The following is a 24747-nucleotide window of genomic DNA, read 5'->3' as shown; positions in this document are numbered from 1 at the left end:
GGACGTCATGAAACCGATGACCGTCGAAACGGTGCATGAGACGCAGGAGAACGAGATCGACCTGCTGGATTTGGCGCGGCGCATCTGGGGCAGCAAGCTTCATGTTCTGGCGATCACCTGTGTCGTTGGCCTCCTCGGCTTCATCTTCGCTATGGGCACCCCGCCGACCTATCGCGCCGATGCGCTCTTGCAGCTCGAGGAAAAGGGCGGGCAGCTCGTCCTGCCGACGAGCCTGTCGGAACTGACCGGGGAGGAGCCGCGCAGCGCGGCGGAGATCGAAATCCTCAGGTCGCGTTTCGTGATGGGGCAGGCGGTCGCGAGCGGCCATTTCGACTGGGTGGCGGAGGCCAAGACGCCTCCGGTGCTCCTGAATGTCCTGTTCCGGCTCGGCATCCCGGTTCCCGACCTGGGCTGGTTCGACAGCTTTGCCCGTGCCGGGGACCGCCTCACCCTCGAATATCTGGAGGTTCCGCCGGAGTGGCTCTCGATGCCCGACGAGAGGCCTGTCGAGCTGGTGCTCGGGGAGGCGGACAGCTTCGAACTGATCCTGCCGAACGAAACACGGATATCAGGCCGGGTGGGAGAGATGGTGCGCGACGAGGCGGCGGGCTTCGCCATCCGCGTCGGATCGGTGATCGGGGAGCCGGGGCGAGAATTCACCATTCGTCAGCTCAGCGAGGACGGCGCAATCGCACGGCTCAGGGGACGATTCAGCGTCAGTGAGCGCGGACGGCAGACCAACATCCTCGAACTGGGGATGGTGTCGCGTGACCGCCAGGATGCGGAGCGGGAATTGCGGGCGATCACGGACGCCTACCTGAGCCAGAACATCGCGCGCTCCGCCGCGGAGGCGGACAGCAGCCTCAGCTTCGTCGAAAGCCAGCTTCCGGCGGCCGAGGCGGAGGTACGCTCGGCCGAGGCCGCGCTGAACGACTATCGCTCCGAACAATCGGCGATCGACCTGAGCTTCGAGGCGCAGAGTGCGCTCACGCAGATCACGACGCTCGAAGCGGATCTGCGCCGTCTGGACGCGCGTGAGGACGAGGTCTCGGAACGCTATACGCCGAACCACCCGGTCTACCAGCAACTCCTGGCGGAGCGCCAGCGCCTGGAGGACCGGCTGGCCGAACTTCGAAACGAGGTGAACGTCCTGCCCGAAACGCAGCGCGAGGTCATCAACCTGACCCGCGATCTCGAACTCGCCCAGGAGGTCTATGTCCAACTCCTGAACCGGGCGCAGGAACTTCGGGTGCTCAGCGCCAGCACCATCGGCAACGTGCGTGTGGTGGATCAGGCGCGGACGGCCGTCGAGCCTGTCGCGCCGGCGCGCGCGCGCATCCTCGCCCTGTCCATTCTGCTGGGGATGATCCTCGGCATCGCCTATGTTCTCATCCGTGCCGCGCTGCGCCGTGGGGTCCACGATGCGCAGGAGATCGAGGCGACGGGGTTGCCGGTCTTCGCCACGATCAACCTGATGCCCGACGCGACCAATCACCGCAAGATCAAGGGCGACCTGCCGCTGCATGCGCTCACGCATCCGAACGACCTCGCGATCGAGGGGTTCCGGTCGCTCCGCACGAGCCTGCATTTCGGCATGCTCGACGCGGACACGCATACGGTGGCGATCACGAGTGCCGCGCCTGGCATGGGCAAGTCCTTCGTCTCGACCAATCTCGGCGTGGTCGCGGCGCAGGCCGGGCAACGGGTCTGCCTTGTCGATGCGGACCTGCGCATGGGCTACCTGCGCCGCTATTTCCGAATTCCGAAGGTGCATCTCGGACTGTCCGACGTACTCTGCGGAAAAGCGACGCTCGAGGACGTGCTTGTCGAGGGACCGCTGCCCGATCTGTACCTGCTGCCCTCGGGCGCCTTCCCGCCGAACCCGTCAGAACTCCTGATGCGCGACAGGTTCAGGGAGGTGCTGGCGGAACTCGACGACCGGTTCGACCTGACGCTGGTGGACACGCCGCCGGTGCTCGCGGTGACCGATCCCCTGATCATTTCGCGGGCGGTCGGTGCCACCCTGCTCGTCACACGTTTCGACGAAACGCCTGTCCGTGAAATCGAGGCGGTGCAGAAACAGTATCTAAACGCTGGCCTGCGGCTGAACGGCGCGGTGCTCAACGCCTACGATCCGAAACGCGCCACCTCCAGCGCCTATGGCTATAGCTACAGCTATCGCTATGCCTATGGGCAGGGAAAGAAGAAGTGACGGCTTTTGTGGTGTTGTAAGAAGCCTGGGCGGAGAGTGCGTGCCATAGGGGCGGACGGTCGGTGTCACCTCCGCCTCGATCCGGTCGAGGGTGCGTTGGGAGGGGCTCGGCGTCCTGCCTGTAGATCTCGCTGACCACATTCATCAGGTCGGCATAGTCGGCGGGAGACGATCGGCGGCGCCGAGGCGCTCAATCCTGCGCCGGTCAAATCGGGGCCACATCGCTGTTCCGTCATCTGTAGACGAAAGGCGGCCGGTTCGGGCGTGATGGAGCCGACGCACGAAGATCTGTTGCTCTGGACGGGAGACATTCAGCGCGCGACGCAGGTCTCAATCTTTTCCTGTTGCCCCGGAGAAGGGCAGAAGCACGACCTCGCCGTTCCGCATGTTTTGCTGCGCAACGAGATGGTCCGTGAAGTGCCTGACGTCGCCGACCTTTCCCTTGAGGCGGCGCTGCGCTCATCATCTATTGCGCTCAAAAGGGATCTCCGCTCTCGCGCGCCCGTAGCGCTTCGTTCGAAATTTCGCGGGGCAGAAAATTTCCCATCGTGGGATTGCCCAAAACTTCGCCATCGCGCATCATGATCTCGCCCCGCAGGATCGTCATTGCAGGCCAGCCAGTGACCTCGACGCCTTCCCACGGAGTATAGTCCGCCCCATGTTCCATGAGCGACTGTGTGATCGTGATCTTACGCTTCGGATCCCAGAGGGTCAGGTCCGCATCGAAGCCCGGAGCGATGGAGCCTTTTTGTGCAAGCCCGTAGATGCGTGCGTGATTCGTCGATGTCAGAGCGACGAATTCGTTTGGTGAAATGCGTCCCTTCATAACTCCCTCCGACCACAAGAGCGGCATCCGCACTGCAACTCCGGGAATTCCATTCGGGACCCACCGAAAACTGCTGCGGGCCGCGGCGGATTTTTTTCCCAGCTTGCCTTCGAAGTAGAACGGGCAGTGATCCGACGAGAAGGTTTGGAACACTCCGGTCTGTATGCCGCTCCATATGGCGGCCCAGCTTTCAGGATCACGCGGGGGTGGTGAGCAGACATATTTGCTGCCCGTATCGTCCATGTTCAGCCCTTTCAGGTCATCCGCGGAAAGCGACACATACTGCGGGCATGTCTCCCCCATGATCCTGAGACCACGGTTGCGTGCCCAGCGAATCTGTTCCATGGCCTCACGGCCGGACACATGCACGATCATGATCGGCACTCCGGTGATTTCCGCATGGCTGATTGCGCGATGGGCGGCCTCGCGCTCGACGGCTTCCGGCCGGGAGACGGCGTGATAATAAGGGGAAATTTTTCCTGCTTTCTCAAGCTTCTCGGTCATGAAGCGGATCGCATCATAGCCTTCGCAATGCACCATGACGAGCGCGCCGCAATCTCCGGCGGCGTCGAATACCTCCAGCAGCTCGCGATCATTCAGCACCATGTCGTCATAGGTCATGAATACCTTGATGGAGGTATAGCCCCTGGACACCAGAGCGGGTAATTCCTGGCCGAGTGCCTCGGGGGTCGGATCTGTCAGAATGATGTGGAAGCCATAGTCGCAATAGGCTTGCCCGTCCGCCTTGCGGTGATAATCCGCAACTGCGTCACGCAGAGACATCCCGCGTGATTGCAGGGCAAAGGGAATGACCGTCGTGTTGCCGCCGGCAATCGCGGAACGCGTGCCGCTTTCGAACCCATCCGCCATGACCGTGCCTTCTGCGGAGGGCTGTGCGAGATGTACGTGGCTGTCGATTCCGCCGGGCATCACTATGAGACCGCGTGCATCGATCTCCCGTTTGCCTTTCGGTAGACCAATCCCGACGGCAACGATTTTGCCATCCCGAACGCCAACATCGGCACGAGCATGGTCGGAGGCGGTAATGACTTCGCCGCCCCGGATCACCAGATCCAGATTTTTCATCTTGGTCTCCTTATAGCATCACGTCGCCGCCATTGGGCGAAAGGGTCTGGCCGCAATAGAAGGCGCCGCCTGTCTCGGAAGCGAGCAGCAGCGCCGTCGGCGCGATTTCATAGGTCCGGCCGAAGCGCCCGACGGGCAGTTGGCCTTTTTTCATCTTGAGCCACGCGTCGCTGTGCGAGAGTAGAAGCGGAGTTTCGACGGGACCGGGGGCGATGCCGTTGACCATGACATTATGCGGCGCGCCCTCGTAGGAGAGAGCCCGCGTCAGCCCGACCACTCCGGATTTCGCCGCTACATAGGCCGCGAGGCCGGGGGCGCCCTTGTAGGCCAATTGAGACGCCACATTGACGATCCGGCCATAACCGCGGTCGATCATGCCGGGGAAGAAGGCACGGGTGACCAGAAAGACTCCGCGCAAGTTTATCCCGATCATACGATCCCATTCCGCGACCGAGACCTCGCGGAACGGTTTGTCTTGTCCACCGATGCCTGCGCAATTGACGAGAATATCGATTTTGCCCAGGGTTTCGGTTGTCCACTCGGCGAGGGCGTCGACCTCCGTCTCTTGGGCGACGTCGCATTCGTGCGCGTGCAGTACGCGGTCAAGCTCCCTGAAGTTTTTAGAAAGATCGTCTGCACCTCCTTTGTCGCCGAAATGACAGACTGCCACGTCCGCGCCCGCCTCTGCAAAAAGCCTTGCGATGGCTGCGCCGATGCCGCGGCTGCCGCCGGTCACGAGCGCCTTGCGCCCGGCAAGAGAGAAGGAAAGGTCAGGGCTCTGCATCATTCTGTGCTTCTTTCTGTTTTAAGCCAGTCGAAATAGCTGCGGATACCATCCTCCAACGTGACGCGTGGGCTGTAGCCGAGATCTCTTGCGGCGGCGGAGATATCGAATAATGCCTGCCTCATGTCTCCGGGATCTTCTCCGGGAGCGACGGAGATCCGGGCGCCTGGGATTACGCGTGAGACGATATCCGCGACCTCGCCTATGGTGTGTCGGCGCCCGCCTGTGATGTTGTAGCTCTGCTCTGGCAGCAATGGCGTGTCGAGAGCGAGGAGCATGGCCCGTGCCACGTCGTCGACATGCACATACTGGCGCGGAAAATCCTTGCCGAAGGGGATGTGGCTGGCGCGGCCTGCGAGTGCGTCGCAAAGCATGTCCCGGATCAGGCAGGCGGTGCGCCGTCGCGGCCCGTAGACCCAGCTGATCCTCAGGCTCACCGTGTCCAGCCCGAATTGCAGCTTGTAGGCATTGAGCAGGTGTTCGGCCGAAGCTTTCGTGGCACCGTAGACACTGTCGGGGATCATGATCGTATGCTCTGGAACCGGTCCAGGCGGGGTGACGCCGTATGCTGTTGCCGTTGAGGCAAAAGCCACCCGAGCCCCGCCAATATTACGGGCGAGCTCCGCAATGTTGACCGCGCCACCGATATTGACCTGAACTATCCGGCTTGGATGATCCGCCGCGACCATCGGCCCGGAGAAGGCACCACAATGCACGATGTGGGTGAAGTCATGGCGCCGAGCTAATGCATAGAGCCCGTGAATATCGGTCACGTCACATTCACTTACATCGAAGCCGTCAATCTGGCCGGCCACCCGGTCGATCGCAACAACTTTGTCGCCTCTTTCCTCGAGGCGAAGACGCACGGCGTGGCCGATCAGGCCCAAGGCCCCCGTGACGAGAACGGTCTTTCGGTTCATTCCGATATCTTCCTCATCGGGAAAAGCTCTCGATGGGCAGTTCTGCGCTCAGGAGCATTTTCGTGTAATCATTTTCGGGGTGGGAGAAGATGCGTTCGGTCTCGCCGGTCTCCACGATTTTTCCGTGGCGCATGACCGCGACCCTGTGCGCCAGAGAGCGGACGGAATTCAGGTCGTGCGTAATGAAGAGTGTTGCGAGATTCATTTCGCTTTGCAGATCGCGCACAAGATCGATGATCTGCGCGCGCACGCGAATATCCAGTGCGGTGGTCGGCTCATCGAACACGACGAAGCGGGGTTTCGTTACCAGCGCGCGGGCCATGCCCACCCGCTTCTGTTCGCCGGCCGTCAATTGGTGGGGGAAGGCACTGGCCTGATCCGCGCGAAGACCGACCAGATCCAGCATCTCCATGACCCGTTCGCGGCGTCTGGCCGCGTTTTCCATCTCGGGATCGAGCGCCAGCGGTTCGGAGACCAGCCGCTCCACCGTCCATCGCGGGTTTAGAGCCACGTATGGCTCCTGAAAAACCATTTGGATATCACGGCGGAGCGGTCGGAACATGGAGTGCGAAAGCGGGAGGACGTCCGAACCATCGAACAGAATGCTGCCACTGTCGGAGCCGAGCAGGCGAACGAGGCATTGCCCGACCGTCGTCTTGCCCGACCCGCTTTCGCCGACGAGCGCAAGGGTTTCACCGGGGCGGATGGAAAAGGAGACATCATCCACCGCCCTCACGACATGTCGGGCGGAAGTGGTGAAGTGCTTGACGAGATTGATCACTTCGATGATGGGCCGTTCCAGTCCTTTCGTTGGATCATCATTGCTCGTCATCGGGACGGGGCGGGCACGGGCAGCGCCCAGAAGTTCCGCCCCGTAGGGGGTCGAGGGCGCTTCGAGAAATGCGTGCGTCTCTCTCTCCTCCACGATCCGGCCTTCACGCATGATCGCAACTCGATCGCAGTAGCGCGCGACGATGCCGAGATCGTGGGTGATGATCATCGCCGCCATTCCCGCCTCGCGGCAGCGCGCCACCAGCAGATCGAGCACTTGAACCTGTATTGTTGCGTCCAGACCAAGGGTCGCATCATCGGCGAGAATGATCTCAGGTTCGGCGATAAGGGCCATTGCGATGATCACTCGCTGAGCCATCCCGCCGGAAAGCTGGTGGGGATAGGCCTCGGCGCGGCTCGCGGGATCCACGATGCCGACCTGAGTGAAGATTTCGATGGCCCGTGCCTTTGCTTGTTTGGCAGAGAGCCCCTTGTGTGCCCGCAGCACGTCGGCCACCTGCTCGCCCACGGGGCGGACCGGGTCGAGGAGGGACTTGGCGTCAGTCCCGATCAGAGAAATTTTTCCGCCGCGGAACTGTCGGAGTTCCTCCGGTAACAGTTGGGTCGGATCGCGATCGTCGATCAGGACGCGTCCGCCGCTGATCCGTCCCTTGCCAGGGAGTAGGTCGAGGAGGGCTCGGGCCAGAACGGATTTGCCCGCTCCGGTTTCTCCCACGATCCCCAGGACCTCGTTTCGGTGCAGCTTGAGCGAGATGGTATGTAGGACGGTTTTTTCCTCGAAGGCGACGCTCAATTCGCTGGTGGTCAGGATCGGGATGTTCAGGGAGTGTATCATCAGCGTCGCTCCCTGCGGGGGTCCACGTATTCTCGCAAGCCGTCTGCCAGAAGGGAAAAGCTTAGCACCGAGAAGATAATGGCCAGCCCTGGGAAGAGTGCGACCCACCAGACTCCCAAGATCATTTGCTGAGAACCAACGGAGACCATCAAACCCCATTCCGGCGTCGGCATCCGTACACCGGCGCCGATGAAGGAGAGCCCGGCAGTGAGAAGGATTGCCATGCCCAGCGAGATCGAGATCTGCACGATGGCCGGCGTCAGGGCGTTCGGGAGGACATGGCGGAACATGATCTGCCAGTCAGTCGCACCGGAGCAGCGGGCTGCCGCCACGAAGGGGCGGTCGCGCAGCGAAAGCGCCTCTGCGCGGATGAGCCGGGCGAAGACCGGCACGAACAGAGCCGCGAGTACGATTGCCACGTTCCAGATCTCCTGTCCCATGACGGAGACGAGAGCCATGCCCAGAACAAACACCGGGAAGGACTGGATGAAATCGAAGACGCGCATCACCAGCGTGCTCGACCAGTTCCGGTAATATCCGACGACGAGGCCGGTTGGCACGCCGATCAGGAAAGCGGTGGCCACAGCGGTTACCGAGATCAGCAGGTTGATCCGCGTCGCGAAGACGATGCGCGAATAGATGTCCATCCCCGATACGTCAGTGCCCAGCCAGTGCTCAGGCGAGGGCGGCTTAAGGGACATGAGCGGATTTGCCTGCGTCGGGGAATGTGTTGTGAGGAGCGGTGCAAAGAGAATTGCAACGACCTGCAAGACCAGCAGCGCAAGTCCGAAGGTTGCCCCAGGTCGATGCAGGATGAAGCGAAGGAAGTCGGTCGTTTGGGTCATGGGGCGGCTCATGTCTGGATCCGCGGGTCGGTCAGTTCGTAGAGAATGTCCACGACTAGATAGACGACCAGAATGAAAACCGCCGCGACCAGCACGAACCCCTGTAGCGCTGGGTAATCGGAATAGGTGACGGCCTGCACCGCGTATTGCCCGAGACCACCCCATGAGAAGATGGTTTCCACGAGAACGGCGGCGCCGAGCAGGAATCCCATGAGAAAGCCGACGAGCGTGATGACGGGCGGTAAGCTGTTGCGCAGCGCGTTTCGGATGATCCGGCTCTGGGCCAGGCCGCTGGCGCGTTGGTGCCGGATGAATTCGGCCCGCCAGATATCCGCGAAGGCGGTCTTGCTCATCTTCATCAGCGCCCCGGCATTGACGATTGTGAGCGTGAGTACCGGGAGGATCAGGCGGCCGGCCGCGGACTTCAGCGCGGCGAGATCGCCGGCAATCAGAGCGTCGAAAGTGTAGAAGCCGGTGACGGCCGGGGGCGGGGCAATCATGGGGTCGATGCGGCCGAAGGGGGCGGGTGCGACGCCCAGAATCGCGAACAGGAAAAAGATAAGAAGGAGCCCGACCCAGAAATCCGGGATGGCACCCGCCGCCATGCCGTAGATACGGCTGACGTAATCGGCAATGCCGCCGGGATGCACCACCGCCAGGACGGCCACGGTCACCCCAAGGATAACGGTGAGCAACATGGCATAGAAGATCATCTCCAGCGTGGCCGGCGCACGTTCCATCAGGTCGACTACCACGGGGTTCGATGTGAAGAGCGAAATTCCCAGATCGCCTTGAATGACGCCAGTCAGGTAGCCGACGAATTGTGTGAGAAGGCTGTCGTTCAATCCGAGCTGCTCACGGAGATTGTCGATGCTCTCTTCGGTCGCCATATTGCCCAGCATCAACAGCGCGGGGTCGCCGGGCAGCAGCCGTACAAGCATGAATGTCACAAAGATCACGCCCAGAACCTGCGGGAAAACCATGGGAAGGCGTTTGAGAAGGATGCGGAGAAAGCGTGGCAATCGCTGCCATGTCGGGGAAAGGGTCATGACGATATCCTCGCAGGAATAAGTGCCGTCCGGTGGGACCGGACGGCATGGAAGGGGCTATTGAGTCTTATTCCTTATGGAAATCGAACCAGGCATTGCCGTTGGGGGTGTACCAAGAGTAGCCTGTCACGTTGTCGCGCATGGCCAGTTGGTAGCCTGGGTTGAACAGGAATACCCAAGGAGCCTCTTCCATGGTGATTTGCTGAACACGCCTCATGTCCGTCAGACGAGCTTCCTCGTCAGTCGACGAAAGTGCATTGTCGATAAGTTCGTTCACCTCATCGCTGTGGAAATTTGAGTAGTCGATAAGCGAATTCGAGTTCAGCCAGAGATTCGCGACATAGGCTGCGTCGGGCACGATAGCCATGTCCCGGAAGAAATACATGGGGATGTCGCCCTGTGTGTATCGTTCCACCAGGGTGGAGGCCGGAAGCTTCGAAAGCTGGACCGTCACTCCCGCCTGCGCGAATGCCGTCTGAAGGATTACAGCCAGTTCTTCTTCGATCTGGTCGCCGGTCCGATAACCGAGTTCGGTTTCGAAACCGTCGGGATAGCCGGCTTCCGCCAGAAGTTCCTTCGCCTTTTCCACGTTGTCCTCGTACTGGAAGTATTCGTCCGTGAAGGCCGGATAGATCTCGGATATGGGACTTTTCGTAGGACGGGCGGTGCCGAAATACACCGCCTGCGAGATCTCGTCACGCGGGACGAGGTAGTTCATCGCCTGCCGCACTTTCGGATTGTCGAAGGGCGGTGTCTCGTTCTGCATCTCGACACGGTGGATATAGTTCCCGTAGACCTGCTCGATGCGCACGCCGGGCATGTTTCCAAGCAGCGCAAGTTCGCGCGGCGCCAGATATTCTGCGACATCCACCGCGCCGGCCTGAAGCGCGGCCACACGGTTTGCGCTGGTGGGCATCTCGCGGAAAATCACGCGCTTGATCTCGGGCGCGCCGCGGAAGTACTCCTCGTTGGCTTCGTAGATAACTTCCTGCCCCGGCGCGTATTTGGACACGGAGTAAGGGCCGAAGGATGCGGAGTTCGTTGCAAGCCAGCGCTGACCCCACGGATCGGAATCCGTCGCAATCTCTTGCATCTTGTCGGCATCGAGAATTCCGAGGTCGCTGTTCGTCCACAGCTTCTCGAGCAGGGGAGACGGTTCCGGCACTGTTACCCTGACAGTCTGGTCGTCGACCTTTGTGAATGCCGTCTCGAAATTTTCGATCTTGAGAACCTGCGTCATATACCAGTGGAAATTCGACTTGAGATTCCATCCTCGCTCGAAGGACCACATGACGTCGTCCGCATCCAGCGGATTTCCCCAACTGCTCACCACGTCGGAGCGAAGAGTGAAAGTGATGGAGGTGAACTCGGGGGAAACTTCCCAGCTTTCGGCCAGGGAGCCACCAATGTTCCCGAAATCCTCGTAAAGAACTCCATCGTCGCCTTCTGTCATTTCATAGGCGAGCAGCCGTTCGTAGACGTTGCGTCGCATCTCGTGGACCGCTTCCGTGGGGGGGTATTCCTGATCTAGAGATTCCGGCGTACGTGGGCCGGCGACGATGAGCGTCTGCGCTGCGGATTGGGCCCAGGCTTCGCACGCCGGGAAGGCTGCCAGTGAGAACAGGCCACAGGCTGCAAGTTTCAGGGTCGAGCGTAGGCTCTGGCTTTTCAGATCTCTGGAATTAGCAAAAGAAACAGGTTCGCATCTCATGTTTAGTCTCCCGTTGGTCGTTTTTTTGATTTGCGCCGTGAAGCAGGCTTGAAAGGGTGGCATGAATATTTGTCTTTATCATTGGATACAATGAAGAATGCTGCAAAAAATACGTCAATTGAAAACTAGAAGTTTTTCGTTCATAAGGGACTGAAACGGCGCGAACGGCCTGCCATGATTAACTTTCGGGCAAGATCCTTCGCTATATGCTTAAGGAAAGATCTCTGTGAATCTGGATATGTCATCGGATCGTCCAAACGAAGGAAACGAAAGCCATGAAACGCCGCAGCGACTGAAGCATGGATATGCAGCGAGCGAGATCACACGCCGCCTGATCCATGCGATTTTTGAACAGAGGCTCCCGCCGGGGGCGCGGATCACGGAGGCGCAGCTTGCCGAGGCCTTCAGTGTGAGCCGAACAGTCGTGCGTCTGTCAATGAACCAGATGTCCGAAATCGGCGTGTTCATCAAGACGCCGAACATCGGCTATACAATCGCTTCCCCGAGCCGTCGCGAGGCGGGAATGATGCTGGAACTTCGCCATATGATCGAGCCGCCGATGGTGAGCAAGATTGCGGATCAGCGCAGCGAGGCCGATCTGAAGGTTCTGGAACGTCACATAGAAATGGAGGCGGAGGCGCGGGTAACGAACAATCGTGCGCGGTTGGTCCGGTTGACGGGCGAATTCCACATGAAGCTCGCCGAGATAAGTGGAAATCCTTATCTGATCCGTTGCATGACTGAGCTGCAGGTTCTGACTTGCCTTGCCATTCTCGTGCATGCCGAGCGAGAGCTCGGGTGCCCGCGTGATGAGCACAGCGAAATCGTTGACGCGATTGCGCAAGGGCATGGCGAAAGGGCTTCTGCCGCGATGGCGCATCACCTCGATCACATTCGTCAGGATCTGCAACTGGACAGCGCTGACGAGAAACCGGATCTGGAAAGCGCCTTCCGCTGGCTCGGCAATCCGGAAGACGGCGAGGAATCGATTCATCAGGTTCCATGAGGGAACTGCTCGGGTCGGGCTGGTCGAGCAGCCGAGACGCAAAGCCCAAGAACTCCAGCTTCGGGCGGTCCAGAGTTGGTAGGTACAGCACTGGATGGTTGAACGAGGGCAACGATCCCAGGGCCGGCTCTGCTTCCAAGGGACATTCTCCCCCTTCGCTTGACCATTATCGCACTGCAACAACAATCATTACCGACAGCGTGACAAGGGCCATTCCCCATGCTTCCCGCCGACTGATCCGCTCGTCGAAAAACAGGACGGTTGCGAATATGGAGAAGATGACCTCCACCTGACCTACAGCGAAAACCATTGCTGCATTCTGGAGGGTGAAGGCGGTGAACCAGCACAGGCTGCCGGCCATGCCGCTCAGGCCGATCCAGATGGCTGTGCGCCACGCCGAGGCGACTCGTGTCACTTGCCCCGGCTCGCGCCACATGAGCCATAAGGAGAGTGCGACGGACTGCATCACGGTCACGACCGCCAGAGACACGCCCGCGCGCAACAGGGGATCCGCGCTTTCGACGGAAAGGGTGGCGCCGCGATAGCCCACCGCCGATATGGCGAAGAACGCGCCGGATGCAACTCCCAGGATCGTTGCGCGGCTCCCCAAACGCTTCCAGGTGCGGCCCTCAAGGCTGGGTGTGTCGGAGAGCACGAGCACACCTGTCAATCCCAGGACAATCGCCCCTATTCCGGGGAGCGATATCCGGTCTCCGAGAACCAGGAAGCCGACAAGGGCCGTCTGAATGACTTCCGTTTTCTTGAAGGTGATGCCCACAGCGAAGTTTCTCTGGGCGAACAGGGCCACGACACACCACGTCGCCAGGATCTGTGCCAATCCCCCCGCGACGGAATAAAACCAGAAGATCGGTGTGATTTCGGGAAGAAGGACGCTTCGGGCGACCAGATAGATCACAAGGAGGACGACCACGAACGGTGCCGAATACCAAAAGCGCGCCAGCGTTGCGCCACCCGCGCTGAGCGTCCCCATGCTGAGCTGCTTTTGGAGCATGAAACGCAGCGTCTGAAATGCCGCGGCGGCGGCGGCAACTATAATCCAGGTTTCCATGCGCCCTTGGTGCTCCAGAATAAGCGGGGCGGCAAGCCCTGAAGAGCACCGTGTATCGAGCCGCGATGTCGTGAACATCATCGCGGTGCGCACGCGCCTTGGCGCTGCTGATTGCCCAGCGCCTTTTGAATTCCCCGGAGCGTGTTGAGGTAAATTTCCCATTTGCACTGGTCCAATGATCAGAGGGGGATGTCCCGGAAGAGATTTGCTTGTCTTGGGCATGGTGCGTGCTGACAGGGCCCGGAACAGAAAGACGTTCCGGGCAGGACGGTGCGGCGGGTAGGGTTCGCCGCGCCGGGATCCGCCGTATGGCTTCCGGTGCTACCGCGCGTCGCCTATATGGATCGACCGATCGCGATCGAGATGTTGGGAGCCGGTATCTGAAAATCACGCACCACGTTGACGATGCCGGATGCTTGGCCTGCCCAACGCGTGCGGAGATGAAACGCTGGGCGGTCAGCGGCACGTGGGCAGCCGGGAGCCAGTTCAGCCAATTGCCGGAAACTGTTTCCGTGCGTCCGGACTTCGGACGCTGAACGCCCCCTTGCGATGCTCTGCGGTGCAGCAGCGGGCGGGAAGAGCTGAGCCGTGCTTCGGACGCATCTGCAACAGCCTGGGCAAGCGCAGGTTATGCGCCTGCTTGGGGAAAGTCCGCGGCCATTTTCGGCCCGCATCGGCGTGATCAGACGCGCCGCGATGCTCCTGGAACGCGATGGAGCATCCGGGTCTCCGACGCGGGTGACGCGTGTTTCTCTGGAACAGCTCCGGCCGTGCTCGGTTCGGAGGAGGAACCTTTCAACCAAGGGGAGGGCGGCACATGGCACCGACGGTCGGCGATTTCTTCTGGGAGCGGCTCAAGGCATGGGGGGTGACCCGCGTCTTCGGCTATCCTGGCGACGGGATCAACGGTCTGCTGGGCGCGTTGCAGCGACGTGATGGCGATATCGAGTTTGTTCAGACCCGGCATGAGGAGATGGCGGCCTTCATGGCCTCTGCCCACGCCAAGTTCACCGGGGAACTGGGCGTCTGTATCGCGACCTCGGGGCCGGGTGCCTCGCACCTGCTGACAGGGCTTTATGATGCAAAGCTGGACCATGTGCCGGTTCTCGCCATTGCCGGACAACAGGCACGCACGGCTGTGGGCGCGCACTACCAGCAGGAGATTGACCTGCTCTCGATGTTCAAGGATGTGGCCGGCGCCTTCGTGCAGCAGGCAACGGTGCCCGCGCAAGTGCGTCACCTCACGGACCGCGCCGCGCGCATCGCCATTGCGCAGCGGAAGGTGACGGCGCTGATCTTTCCGAACGATCTGCAGGAGATGCCCTTCGAGGAGCCTCCGCATGCCCACGGCGCGGTGTTTTCCGGGGTTGGGTATTCTCCACCAAAGGTCATTCCGGCCGAGGAGGATTTGCAGAGCGCTGCGGACGTGCTGAATGAGGGATCGAAGGTCGCAATGCTGGTCGGCGCCGGAGCACTGAGCGCCGGCACGGAGGTGCAGTCTGTAGCCGAGGCGCTCGGTGCCGGCGTGGCCAAGGCGCTGCTTGGCAAGGCAGTGGTCTCCGACGATCTGCCTTATGTGACCGGCGCGATCGGGCTTCTTGGCACTTCGGCCAGCTGGGATCTTATGCAGGGGTGCGACACACTGCTGATGGTGGGATCGGGCTTTCCGTATTCCGAATTCCTGCCTCGGGAAGGGGCCGCTCGGGGGGTGCAGATCGATCTCGACCCGGCCATGCTGTCGTTGCGCTATCCCATGGAGGTTAACCTGACCGGCGACAGCGCCGGAACGCTGAGGGCGCTGCTGCCGCTTCTGAAGCCGAAGAAGGACAAAAAATGGCGTGAGACGGTCGAGAAGAGCGTGACGAAGTCATGGAAAATGCTCGAGGACCGCGCCATGCAACCGGCTCAGCCGGTTAATCCGCAGCGTCCGTTCTGGGAGCTGTCGCAGCGTCTGCCGGAAAAGGCCATCCTGACCTCGGATTCCGGGTCCTGCGCCAACTGGTTCGCGCGGGATATCAGGATCCGCACCGGAATGATGGCATCCCTGTCCGGCGGCCTGGCCTCGATGGGGGCGGCGGTGCCCTATGCCATCGCGGCCAAGTTCGCCCATCCCGGCCGTCCCGTGATCGCTCTGGTGGGCGACGGGGCCATGCAGATGAACAACATGGCTGAGTTGATCACCGTCGCCAAATACTGGCGGGACTGGAGCAACCCCACCTGGATCTGCCTCGTCCTGAACAATCAAGACCTGAATCAGGTGACCTGGGAACAGCGGATCATGGAGGGCAATCCGAAGTTCGAGGCGAGCCAGACCATTCCAGACGTCCCCTACCACCGCTTTGCCGAACTCATCGGGCTGAAGGGCATCTTCATCGACGATCCCGACTGCGTCGGTTCAGCCTGGGACAGGGCGCTGGCGTCTGACGTGCCAACGGTAATCGAGGTGCGCACCGACCCCGAGGTGCCGCCAATGCCACCGCATCTCGATTTCAAGCAGATGCGCAATTTCGTGGCATCGAGCGTCGCCGATCCGGAGCGTGGCTCCGTGCTGCTGAACACCGCACGGCAGGTCATCGGCGGGTCATGAGCGGTCATGATCGGAGGAACCGGTTGCGTCCCCGGAAGCTATTCGGGAGGTCTCGCCTGCCACGGGAAAAACCGGTGCAGGTCTTCGGGTCTGTGAACCGGCATGTTTGCCGAGGCAGGTTTCGGCGGATCCTTAGCGCGCTGTGGCGAAGGAACCCTTGTCAAAGAGGCAACGATGGCCTGCTCGAGCACTTGTTGAACTCACGGAGAGCCAAAATGCGTCCTGCGCGGCACGCACGGTAAGTGCGGGCGCTCGCGCCATGTTTCAGGGGACATGTGAGCCGGCAATCAGGGGCGTCTCGCAAGACTGTCAGCGCAAAGTCTCCCCTGAAAACTCACACTGAGCCAGGGTTCGCACGCCTGTCGCAGGTGACGGGACTGAACGGACACACCTCAGGATTGCGGGCATTCGACCGAACCCCACACTTTGGGGTCAGCTCATCCTTTCTTGATCACCAGAGCCAGGCTCCATCAGTCGAACATGTCCATGGCTCCGGGCAGGACGCCCTCGCCACCCCGGTTCTGCATTCGGATATCGTTAAGTTCAGCGAAAATCAGACGCAGCGCCTGTACCAGTGGCAGGACCCGCGAATCCTCGATCCGGTAGATCACCTGCCGCGCCTGGCGCTGCCCGATGATCATCTTCGCCTCCCGCAGTTGGGTCAGTTGCTGAGACAGCGTAGGCTGCGGAATGCCGAGGTCCTCTTCCAGCTCGGCCACCGTGCGCGGAGCTTCTATCAGGTAGCAGATCACCGCAAGCCTATTGGGGTTGGCCAACTGCTTGATCAGCGCACTGGCCTCTTCGACGCTGTGACAGACCTTTTCCGGTTTTCTCTTGCTCACCGCAGATTCTCCCATGGAGCAGGCTGGCAAGGCCTCCGGCCGCGCACCTCGTTCCGTAGTTAATCTATATAATCATAGAACAGATTACCAATAATGAATGCCGATCCGCGCCACTTGCCCTGTTTTTATCCAATTTAAAGTAAATTATTATTAGATTTTCTGTCAACGTTGACAAAACCAATCTCCCTGATACCAATTTACAAAATTATATATTGAAAACCACCCCAACGCCCCCCGGAGCGAGAAGATGATCAAGATCGGCGTCCACCCAATGAACCTTCATCTCAGGCTGGCAGAAATCTGGCCGGACCTTTTCGACGGGATCGAGACCAGCTTCGTGTTCTATCAGGAGGGCCGTGACACCGGCGCGCTGATCGAGGCTGGCACCATCGACGTCGGCGGCACCGGATCCACTCCGCCGCTGATCTCCCAGAATGCCGGGCGCCCGGTGATCTACCTCGGCGCTTCTGCGCCACGCCCGGCCAACGGCGCCCTGCTGGTGGCTAAGGACAGCAAGATCGAGACCCCCGCCCAGCTCAGGGGAAAGAAGATCGCGCTGATCGACGGTTCCTTCCATACCTATCTGCTTGCCCGCTCGCTGGAGCAGGCGGGCCTCGGTCTCAAGGACGTGGAGCGCCGCGAAATGTCCCCGGCCGCCTCCCGCGACGCACTGGCGAAGGGGGCTGTCGATGTCTGGATCGCCATGGCGCCGCTGATCGACCAGACTATTGCACAGGGCGAAACCCGGCTGTTGTCGCTTTGCGGCTCGACCATCCCTAACCGCTCCGTCTTCTGGACGCTGGGCACTTCGGGTGCCTCCGACGCCGAACTCGAAGCCTTCGTCGCTGGCCTTGTGAAACTCGGTCGCGAGGTCTCTGCCCACCCCGAACGTGCCGCGGCTCTGTTGGCGGGCGAGAAGGCGGACGAAAAGAGCCTGGCAGCGTGGAAGGGCGTCGTCTCTGGACGCGACTGGACCGTCGTGCCCGCCTCCGAGGCGCTCGTCGCCGAGCAGCAGGAAGAGGCGGATGTTCTCCATGCCCATGGCGATTTTGCCGAGGCCCTCACCATTTCCTCCTTCCGGCCCGCGATCAGCGTGGCCTGATCGTAAGAAAGGACGCTCCCATGAACGTACTCTGGTACATGTGCGCCCCCGACGGCCATTACCCCTGGACCCCGGAAGGCTCTCGCACAGTCGACTACGGCTATTACAAACAACTGGCCCAAGCCTATGACCATCTGGGCTATACGGGCGCGCTGTTCGCCACCGGTGCCCATGACGTCTGGGTGCTTGCCTCGGCCCTGATGGCGGCAACCGAACGGCTGAAGCTTCTTTGCGCCGTTCACCCCGGCATCGTAGCGCCCACGCTGCTGGGCAAGATGGCGGCTTCTCTTCAGGAATTCTCCAAAGGCCGCGCCATGCTCAACATCGTTTCGGGCGATGCGAAGATGATGGGCGCTTATGGCCTGACCATGAGCCATGACGAACGCTACGAGATGGCCGACGAATACCTGACCATCTACAACCGCCTGATGGCGGGCGAAAGCGTCACCCAGGACGGCAAATATTTCCCCACCGTGGGCGCCAAGCTGGCACTGCCCACCACGGCCGAGACCGCCCCGCCGCTCTGGTTCGGCGGCTCCTCCGACAAGGCGATCGAGGTCGCGGCCAAGCATGTGGAGACCTACCTCAGCTGGGGCGAAACCCCCGAGCAGATGGCCCAGAAGATCGAGAAGGTGAAAGTTGCCGCCGCCAAGTACGAGCGCGAACTGACCTATGGTATTCGCCTCTACGTGATCTGCCGCCGTACCGACGAGGAAGCCTGGGCCGCGGCCCAGGACATGTACGATCACATGGATGCAGCCTCCATCGCAGGCAACCAGAAGTTCGTTTCCAACACTGACAGCGTGGGGCAGCGGCGGATGAGCGAGATGCACGGCGGGGTCAAACCCGACAACCTGCGCGATCTCGAGATTGCGCCGAACATCTGGGCCGGCATCGGCCTTGTCCGCCCCGGCCCCGGCTCGGCAATCGTCGGCTCTCCCGACACGGTCATCCGCACGCTCGAGGCCTATCGGAAAATTGGCATCGAGACCTTCATCCTCTCGGGCATGCCGCTGCTGGAAGAGGCGTACCGCTTCGGCGAGCTGGTTCTGCCCAAGCTCGACGTCGCCCGCGAAGAGACTGCGCCGAAGAAGCAGTTCACCTGGAACACGCTCTTTGATCGCGACCTCGATGCCAAGCCCGCGGATGCGCGCGCCGGCGCCTGAGCTCTCCCCGGCGTCCCTTGCCCCTTCCGGGGTCGCCGGAACATGTCCGGGCAGATTTGCGAGAACTGACCGCCCCTGCGCCTCGTTCCGGCGGTCCGCTCTGATCAAAACATTGCGCCTCCGGCATCACAGCGGGGGGTGAGCCAACAGCGAAAGAGCGCCATGTCTTCCAGCCTCGCCCTCTCCGCCTCCGATCCCGGCCGCAAGAGTCAGGCCCTGCCCCGCGCGGCAGCCTGGACGCTGGAGCATCTGGGACGCGCTCTCGGCTTTCTGGCCGCGCTGGTCCTCGCCGCGATGCTGGGGCTGGTGGTGGCGGGTTTCGTGCTGCGCTACGGCTTTTCGTCGTCGATCATGGGGGCCGAGGATGCGGGCACCTGGGGCTATGTCCTGATGACCGCCTTCGGCGCACCACTGGGGTTGAACACGGCACTGGCCATGCGGCTGGACGTCTTACATGCGCTGATGCCGCGCCGGATACAGAGCATTGCCGATGTGGTGGGCGAGGCACTGACCCTGCTTTCCGGCCTCGTGCTGGCGCATGGCTCCTTCATCGCGACGCAGATCATGGGCGGCACCAACGCGAGCCTCGGCCTGCCGAACTGGATCCCCTTTGCGCTTTTCGGCCTGGCGGGCGGGCTGGTGATGCTCTTCGCTGCGCTGCGCCTGCTGGCGGAAGGACGCGTCGGTGTGCTGGTGGCGGCCCTCGTGCTGGCTCTGGCGGGCTTCTGGACCGGTCTCCAGGGCTTCCGCTTCGATCCGGGCGTGCCGCCCAGCATCGCCCTTGGCCTGATCGTGATGATGGGTCTGATTGTCGCCGCACCGCTGCCGCATGCCTTCATTGCCGCCGCCTTTCTCGTTTCGGCGCTGGGTAGTCCGCTGCCGGAGCCCGCGATGATCAACGCCGCTCTCTCGGGCATGATGAAGTTCCTTCTGCTGGCGATCCCTTTCTTCCTGCTCGCGGGCGTGCTCTTGACGAAGTCCGGCGTAGCGGGTCGGCTGGTGGCTTTTGCCGATAGTGTGGTGGGCCACATGCCAGGAGGCCTGGCGCAGACCACTCTTTTGACCAACGTGCTCTTCTCCGGTGCCTCGGGCTCTTCGATCGCCTCGGCCGCCTTCGGCGCCAATACGTTCCAGCCCGAACTGGAGGCGCGGGGCTATCCGCGGGCCAAGGCTGGCGCGATCATCGCGTCGACGTCGGTGCTGGACAACGTCATCCCTCCCTCCATCGCTTTCCTGATCCTGGCCACCGCCACCAACCTCTCCGTTGGCCAGCTTCTGCTCGGCGGTCTGTGGGGCGGTCTTCTGTTGGCCCTCGCGCTCTTCGTGGTGATCCGCCTCACCTGCCGCGACATGCCAGTCACCACGCGCTCCTCGGGACGCGACCGGGGTCGGCTTGCCCTGCGTTCCATCCCCGCCTTCGGTCTCGGCCTGATCGTGGTCTTCGGCATCCGTCTGGGCCTTGTCACAACAACTGAGGCTGCGGGCATCGCCGCTCTCTATACCTTCCTTCTGAGCCTCCTCTTCGGCGTGCCGGGGCGGGATCTTCTCGCGGCCTTCCGGCAGGCAGCGACCGAAGCGGCCGCCATCGCACTGCTCATAGCCTCCGCTGCGCCCTTCGCCTTCCTGCTGGCGGTCGACAACATCTCGGGCATGATCGGCTCCATCTCCGCGGCGCTCGGCTCGGGCCCGGTGGCCGCGCTCGCCGTCTCCGTCGGTATCCTGCTGCTTGCAGGTCTCGTCCTCGACATCGGTGCCGCCATCCTGCTCTTTGGGCCGCTGCTGCTGCCCATCGCCACTGGCACCGGCCTTGACCCGATCCAGTTCGGCGTCATCATGGTCGTCACCCTGATGATTGGCGGCCTGACGCCTCCTTTCGGCGTCCTCGTCTTCGTCGTTTCCGGCGTCACCCGCATCCCCACCGGCGCGCTGTTCCGTGCGGTCCTTCCTCACGTGGCAGCGCTCTGCATCGCGCTCCTGGCCATCTGCCTTTTCGCCTTGGGCTGGGCCGCCTTCACCTGATCAAAAAGTCCCAAACGGGCACCAACACAGGAACAAGACCATGACCACCAACACTTTCTCCGGCCGCCGTGCTTTCCTCAAGGGTTCCGGCAGCCTGGCCCTGGCCGCCCTCGCCATGCCCGCGCTCGTGGGCCGCGCGCAAGCCGCGCAAAGCCTGACCGTCGCCTCCCTCATGGCGCCGGAAAAACCGGAGACGCTGATCTGGACCAGGATCGCGGAGATCGTGGAAGAGAAAATGCCCGGTGCGTTTTCCTTCAACGTGGTGCCCAACGCCGCGCTCGGCGCCGAAAAGGAAGTCGCCCAAGCCGCCAAGCTGGGCTCCGTCCAGGCCTCCCTCTCCACCATTTCGCTGATGTCCAGCTGGGTGCCTGAGACGCAGATCCTCGATCTGCCCTTCCTCTTCCGCGACGCCGACCACATGAAGGCTGCCACCGAAAGCGAGGTTGGTGATAACCTGAAATCCCAACTGGCCGACCAGGGCTTTGTCGTTCCCGCCTTCATCAACTACGGTGCGCGCCACCTGCTGACCAAGGAGCCAATCTCTGCTCCCGGTCCGCTCAGGGGCATGAACATGCGCACCATCCAGAGCCCGCTGCACACCAGGCTCTGGGCGTCCTACGGGGCCAACCCCACCGGCATTCCGATCGTTGAAACCTACAACGCGCTGCAAACGGGCGTTGTCGACTGCATGGACCTCACGAAAAGCGCCTATACCGGCTTCAAGCTCTACGAGGTCGTCCCCTGCCTGACCGAGACCTCCCATATCTGGGCGGGCGGTGTAATCTACTTCAGCTCCATTTTCTGGAACGGCCTGAACGACGACCAGAAGGAAGTCCTCTCGGCCGCCGCCACCGAAGGCGCCACCTATTTCAACGAATTGATGGTGCAGGACGAGAAGAGTTCCATGGAACAGGCGACCGCAGCAGGCGGCCAGACGATCCAGCCGACCGAGATGGACGCCTGGGTCGATGGCGCAAAGCCGGTTTGGGAAGATATGGCCGATATCGTCGGTGGCATGGATCGGATCGAGATGGTTCAAAGTATCGGCGCATGATCGAAACTCCGATGAGCCTTGGGGGCATGGTCACTGCCCCTCACCACCTCGCGGCAGCGGCCGGGCGCGATGTTCTGCGCCTCGGCGGCACCGCAATCGAGGCGGCCGTCGCGACAGCGGCGGCGCTTTCGGCAGTCTACCCCCATATGACCGGCATCGGCGGTGACGGCTTCTGGCTGATCTCCGACGGCACCGGCGCGCCCCCGAAGGCGCTGCATGCCACCGGGGCTGCGGGAGAGCGGGCGACGGATGCCTATTACGCCGAACGGCAGCTCTCTGCCGTGCCCTGGCGCGGGCCCGCCGCCGCCTGCACGGTCCCCGGCACCGTTGCGGGCTGGGACGCGGCGCTTGCGCACTCTGCTGGTTGGCAGGACCCGTTGCCGCTGGAGCAGATCCTCGCCGCGGCCATCCACCACGCGGAGACCGGCATCGCCGTCACCCGCAGCCAGTCCTGGCTGACCGGGGCGCGGCTCGATGAATTGGCTCCCGTGCCCGGCTTTGCGGACGTGTATCTCCCCGGCGGCCAGCCGCCCGAGGTCGGGCAACTGCTGCGACAGCCCGCCCTTGCCGCCACTCTGCGCCGCCTTGCGAGGAACGGCCTTCGCGATTTCTACGAAGGCGAGACCGCAGCGATGCTCGCCTCCGATCTCGCCGCCGCCGACAGCCCGGTCACAGCGCGCGACCTTGCCCGCCACCGCGCCGAATGGCTGGAACCGCTGGCCCTGCGCCTGCCACGGACAGGCGCCACGGTTTGGAACACGCGACCTCCGACGCAGGGGCTGGCCTCGCTGCTGATCCTCGGCATCGCAGAACAGCTCGACCTGGGGGAGGAAGGCTCCTTTGCCCATTTGCACGGACTGGTGGAAGCCACCAAGCGCGCCTTCCGGCTGCGCGATGTCCATGTGGCCGACCGCGGGACCGTGGCGCGTCCTGACCCGTTGCTGGAACCTGCGGCACTTTCTGCCGAAGCCGCCGCGATCGACCCCGCCCGCGCCGCGCCCTGGCCCCATCCCGCGCAGCCCGGCGATACCGTCTGGCTTGGGGTGACGGATGCGCAAGGGCGGTCCGCCTCCTTCATCCAGTCGCTCTATTACGAATTCGGCTCGGGGCTCGTCTCGCCGCAAACCGGCGTGCTCATGCAAAACCGCGGTGCCGCGTTCCAGCTTTCGGGAAGCTGGAACCGGCTGGCGCCTGGGCGGCAGCCCTTCACCACGCTGAACCCGGCCATGGCGCTCTTTGACGACGGGCGGCGGTTGACCTACGGCACCATGGGCGGCGAGGGGCAGCCGCAGACCCAGGCAGCGGTGTTCACCCGCATTGCCCGCTTCGGGCTGCCTCCGCAAAAGGCGGTCAGTGCGCCACGCTGGCTACTGGGCAAGACATGGGGCCAGGGCACCATGACGCTCAAGGTCGAGGACCGTGTCGATGCTGCCACCATTCAGGCACTGCGGGCCGCGGGCCACGACCTCGAGGTGACGGGTCCCTACGAAGATTTCATGGGCCACGCCGGCGCCATCCTGCGTCACCCTGATGGGCTTCTCATGGGTGCAACAGACCCGCGCTCGGATGGAGCTGTGGCCGCGCTTTGAGTCTTGTACGCGCCGCTCTTTTGAAGGCGAGGCCAGCGTTATGAGGTGTGATACGTTCTGTCATCCCCCGTGGCAAACATTCGGCGAAACTTGCAGTTAACCGGCGGGACCGGCATCACGCCGGCGCGCCGCCTGACGTTTCTGGCGATGTTGTGAGAAGCGACCCTTCTCGTGCTCAAGGGCCCGATCCATGATCTTGCCACGCGCGCGCAGGAGAGCGCGAACCAAGGGCGGAAGCCCTGAAAAGGTGTTCACTTCTCAATTGATGAGAGGGGCAAGGTCGAAAACCTGAGTGATCGGGGCGGGCATGAGTGTGGTTCTCCCGAACAAGGCAAATCTCACCCCATCACAGAAGCAGCCTCCGGTTTCAATGAAAACGGATGATGATTGGCGATTCGCCACGTAAGCAGAGAAAGAGATTGGGGAGCCAGGTTGGGTTGCCCTCTCCGGCCAGCAAGCCCAGAAAACTTCTTCTACCGGTGGCCAAGCAAAGAAAACATCTTATCGGCCCAACAAAGCTCAAGCAGCATAACATTTGTTTTTTGAATTCTTGCTCATTTAGAATTCACTTATTGTATTTACTCTCGCCTTCAAATCCCGGAAATACACGACAAAGGTTGTAGTCTTTCTGGGGGTTTCATGTCTGTCCTGCTGATCGGAGCTACAGGTGCCGCGGGTACTCGTATCCTGGACGAGTTGCTGCGCCGCGGCAGAACCGTTACCGCCCTCGTCCGCCGAGCTGAGCGGCTCACGCCGCGCCAAGGGCTCTCGGTCGTAGGAGGCGACGTCAATGATCCCGACGTAATTGCCCCGATTTTGTTTGGGCATGAGGCGGTGATCACGGCCACCCGCTTTCTGGATATCGAGCCGGCGGCTTTCATCCGCGCCGTCAAGGCGGCGTGTGTGCCGCACCTCCTGGTCGTCGGCGGGGCGGGAACCTTGTACGCCCGGCCCGGCATTCAGCGTGTTGACGAGCCCGAATTCAACCCCGCTGTCCGTCCGGAATCGCTCGCCGGACGCGCCTTCCTCACCGCGCTCCAGGCCGAGCATGAGTTGAACTGGTCCTTCTTGTCTCCGTCGGCCAACTTCGAGCCAGGTCAGCGCACCGCCACCTACCGCCTTGGCACTGACGATCTTCTGATCGGTGCCGATGGCCGCAGCGCCATCAGCTTCGAGGATTACGCCGTGGCACTGGTGGACGAACTGGACAGTCCCCGCCATCTCCGCCGCCGCTTTACCGTAGGTTACTAATC

The 24747-nt window shown here is 62.0% G+C and carries 18 protein-coding genes; 9 read left to right on the top strand and 9 right to left on the bottom strand.

What is annotated here, in order from left to right; all coding sequences use genetic code 11:
* Positions 1-7: 7 nt before the first annotated feature.
* On the top strand, positions 8-2212 hold the full coding sequence (locus tag P73_RS20440) for a polysaccharide biosynthesis tyrosine autokinase (RefSeq protein ID WP_052453466.1): 2205 nt from the start codon (positions 8-10) through the stop codon (positions 2210-2212).
* 475 nt (positions 2213-2687) lie between these two features.
* On the opposite strand, the gene hydA is transcribed toward P73_RS20440, so the two are convergent.
* The 7 genes from hydA to P73_RS20405 form a co-directional block, all read right to left on the bottom strand.
* Positions 2688-4124 carry a dihydropyrimidinase gene (hydA, locus tag P73_RS20435; protein ID WP_043871005.1) on the bottom strand — a complete coding sequence of 479 codons (1437 nt, stop codon included), beginning with the start codon at positions 4122-4124 and terminating at the stop codon, positions 2688-2690.
* Positions 4125-4134: 10 nt separating this feature from the next.
* Positions 4135-4911: an SDR family NAD(P)-dependent oxidoreductase gene (locus tag P73_RS20430; RefSeq protein WP_202966928.1), complete on the bottom strand. Its 777-nt coding sequence runs from the start codon at positions 4909-4911 to the stop codon at positions 4135-4137.
* Complete coding sequence (locus tag P73_RS20425) at positions 4908-5828, bottom strand: NAD-dependent epimerase/dehydratase family protein (protein WP_043871004.1); 921 nt, start codon at positions 5826-5828, stop codon at positions 4908-4910. Before P73_RS20425 ends, P73_RS20430 begins: the two co-directional genes overlap by 4 nt.
* 13 nt (positions 5829-5841) lie before the next feature.
* Positions 5842-7455, bottom strand: a complete 1614-nt coding sequence (gene nikE / locus P73_RS20420; RefSeq protein ID WP_043871003.1) for a nickel ABC transporter ATP-binding protein NikE — start codon at positions 7453-7455, stop codon at positions 5842-5844.
* Positions 7455-8300: an ABC transporter permease gene (locus P73_RS20415; RefSeq protein WP_043871002.1), complete on the bottom strand. Its 846-nt coding sequence runs from the start codon at positions 8298-8300 to the stop codon at positions 7455-7457. Before P73_RS20415 ends, nikE begins: the two co-directional genes overlap by 1 nt.
* An 8-nt stretch (positions 8301-8308) precedes the next feature.
* On the bottom strand, positions 8309-9349 hold the full coding sequence (locus P73_RS20410) for an ABC transporter permease (RefSeq protein WP_043871001.1): 1041 nt from the start codon (positions 9347-9349) through the stop codon (positions 8309-8311).
* 67 nt (positions 9350-9416) lie between these two features.
* Positions 9417-11060 carry an ABC transporter substrate-binding protein gene (locus tag P73_RS20405; RefSeq protein ID WP_082033317.1) on the bottom strand — a complete coding sequence of 548 codons (1644 nt, stop codon included), beginning with the start codon at positions 11058-11060 and terminating at the stop codon, positions 9417-9419.
* Between the two features lie 226 nt (positions 11061-11286).
* Between P73_RS20405 and P73_RS20400 the strand changes: the two genes are divergently transcribed.
* On the top strand, positions 11287-12066 hold the full coding sequence (locus tag P73_RS20400; protein ID WP_052453465.1) for a GntR family transcriptional regulator: 780 nt from the start codon (positions 11287-11289) through the stop codon (positions 12064-12066).
* Between the two features lie 166 nt (positions 12067-12232).
* Here P73_RS20400 and P73_RS20395 read toward each other — a convergent pair whose 3' ends face one another.
* The gene (locus tag P73_RS20395; RefSeq protein ID WP_043872023.1) at positions 12233-13135 is read right to left on the bottom strand and encodes an EamA family transporter; all 903 of its coding nucleotides are present in this window, start codon (positions 13133-13135) and stop codon (positions 12233-12235) included.
* A gap of 817 nt (positions 13136-13952) precedes the next feature.
* Here P73_RS20395 and P73_RS20390 point away from each other — a divergent pair.
* Positions 13953-15722: a thiamine pyrophosphate-requiring protein gene (locus P73_RS20390; RefSeq protein WP_043871000.1), complete on the top strand. Its 1770-nt coding sequence runs from the start codon at positions 13953-13955 to the stop codon at positions 15720-15722.
* Positions 15723-16192: 470 nt separating this feature from the next.
* On the opposite strand, the gene P73_RS20385 is transcribed toward P73_RS20390, so the two are convergent.
* Positions 16193-16564, bottom strand: a complete 372-nt coding sequence (locus P73_RS20385; protein ID WP_043872022.1) for an ArsR/SmtB family transcription factor — start codon at positions 16562-16564, stop codon at positions 16193-16195.
* Positions 16565-16811: 247 nt separating this feature from the next.
* Here P73_RS20385 and P73_RS20380 point away from each other — a divergent pair, with 247 nt between their 5' ends.
* The 6 genes from P73_RS20380 to P73_RS20355 all read left to right on the top strand — a co-directional run bounded on the left by P73_RS20380 (position 16812) and on the right by P73_RS20355 (position 24745).
* The gene (locus tag P73_RS20380) at positions 16812-17666 is read left to right on the top strand and encodes an ABC transporter substrate-binding protein (protein WP_202966927.1); all 855 of its coding nucleotides are present in this window, start codon (positions 16812-16814) and stop codon (positions 17664-17666) included.
* Between the two features lie 20 nt (positions 17667-17686).
* Positions 17687-18832, top strand: coding sequence for an LLM class flavin-dependent oxidoreductase (locus P73_RS20375; RefSeq protein WP_043870999.1), 1146 nt, complete (start codon positions 17687-17689; stop codon positions 18830-18832).
* 162 nt (positions 18833-18994) lie between these two features.
* Positions 18995-20851, top strand: coding sequence for a TRAP transporter large permease (locus P73_RS20370; RefSeq protein ID WP_043870998.1), 1857 nt, complete (start codon positions 18995-18997; stop codon positions 20849-20851).
* Positions 20852-20891: 40 nt separating this feature from the next.
* Complete coding sequence (locus tag P73_RS20365) at positions 20892-21905, top strand: TRAP transporter substrate-binding protein (RefSeq protein ID WP_043870997.1); 1014 nt, start codon at positions 20892-20894, stop codon at positions 21903-21905.
* Positions 21902-23494, top strand: coding sequence for a gamma-glutamyltransferase family protein (locus tag P73_RS20360; RefSeq protein ID WP_043870996.1), 1593 nt, complete (start codon positions 21902-21904; stop codon positions 23492-23494). Before P73_RS20365 ends, P73_RS20360 begins: the two co-directional genes overlap by 4 nt.
* Before the next feature lie 639 nt (positions 23495-24133).
* Positions 24134-24745: an NAD(P)-dependent oxidoreductase gene (locus P73_RS20355; protein ID WP_043870995.1), complete on the top strand. Its 612-nt coding sequence runs from the start codon at positions 24134-24136 to the stop codon at positions 24743-24745.
* The last annotated feature ends 2 nt before the right edge of the window (positions 24746-24747 follow it).

It is taken from the genome of Celeribacter indicus, assembly GCF_000819565.1.
In the GTDB taxonomy this organism is placed as follows: Bacteria; Pseudomonadota; Alphaproteobacteria; order Rhodobacterales; family Rhodobacteraceae; genus Celeribacter; species Celeribacter indicus.
The sequence above is the reverse complement of the archived record's forward strand: the minus strand, read 5'-3'. Positions and strand labels throughout refer to the sequence as shown.

Coding starts and splice junctions, on each gene's coding strand:
- nikE (WP_043871003.1), bottom strand. CDS start 7,455: ATGATACACTCCCTGAACATCCCGATCCTGACCACCAGCGAATTGAGC.
- P73_RS20355 (WP_043870995.1), top strand. CDS start 24,134: ATGTCTGTCCTGCTGATCGGAGCTACAGGTGCCGCGGGTACTCGTATC.
- P73_RS20440 (WP_052453466.1), top strand. CDS start 8: ATGAAACCGATGACCGTCGAAACGGTGCATGAGACGCAGGAGAACGAG.
- P73_RS20365 (WP_043870997.1), top strand. CDS start 20,892: ATGACCACCAACACTTTCTCCGGCCGCCGTGCTTTCCTCAAGGGTTCC.
- P73_RS20395 (WP_043872023.1), bottom strand. CDS start 13,135: ATGGAAACCTGGATTATAGTTGCCGCCGCCGCCGCGGCATTTCAGACG.
- P73_RS20415 (WP_043871002.1), bottom strand. CDS start 8,300: ATGACCCAAACGACCGACTTCCTTCGCTTCATCCTGCATCGACCTGGG.
- P73_RS20410 (WP_043871001.1), bottom strand. CDS start 9,349: ATGACCCTTTCCCCGACATGGCAGCGATTGCCACGCTTTCTCCGCATC.
- P73_RS20360 (WP_043870996.1), top strand. CDS start 21,902: ATGATCGAAACTCCGATGAGCCTTGGGGGCATGGTCACTGCCCCTCAC.
- P73_RS20370 (WP_043870998.1), top strand. CDS start 18,995: ATGTCTTCCAGCCTCGCCCTCTCCGCCTCCGATCCCGGCCGCAAGAGT.
- P73_RS20405 (WP_082033317.1), bottom strand. CDS start 11,060: ATGAGATGCGAACCTGTTTCTTTTGCTAATTCCAGAGATCTGAAAAGC.
- hydA (WP_043871005.1), bottom strand. CDS start 4,124: ATGAAAAATCTGGATCTGGTGATCCGGGGCGGCGAAGTCATTACCGCC.
- P73_RS20375 (WP_043870999.1), top strand. CDS start 17,687: ATGAACGTACTCTGGTACATGTGCGCCCCCGACGGCCATTACCCCTGG.
- P73_RS20430 (WP_202966928.1), bottom strand. CDS start 4,911: ATGATGCAGAGCCCTGACCTTTCCTTCTCTCTTGCCGGGCGCAAGGCG.
- P73_RS20425 (WP_043871004.1), bottom strand. CDS start 5,828: ATGAACCGAAAGACCGTTCTCGTCACGGGGGCCTTGGGCCTGATCGGC.
- P73_RS20380 (WP_202966927.1), top strand. CDS start 16,812: ATGATCAAGATCGGCGTCCACCCAATGAACCTTCATCTCAGGCTGGCA.
- P73_RS20390 (WP_043871000.1), top strand. CDS start 13,953: ATGGCACCGACGGTCGGCGATTTCTTCTGGGAGCGGCTCAAGGCATGG.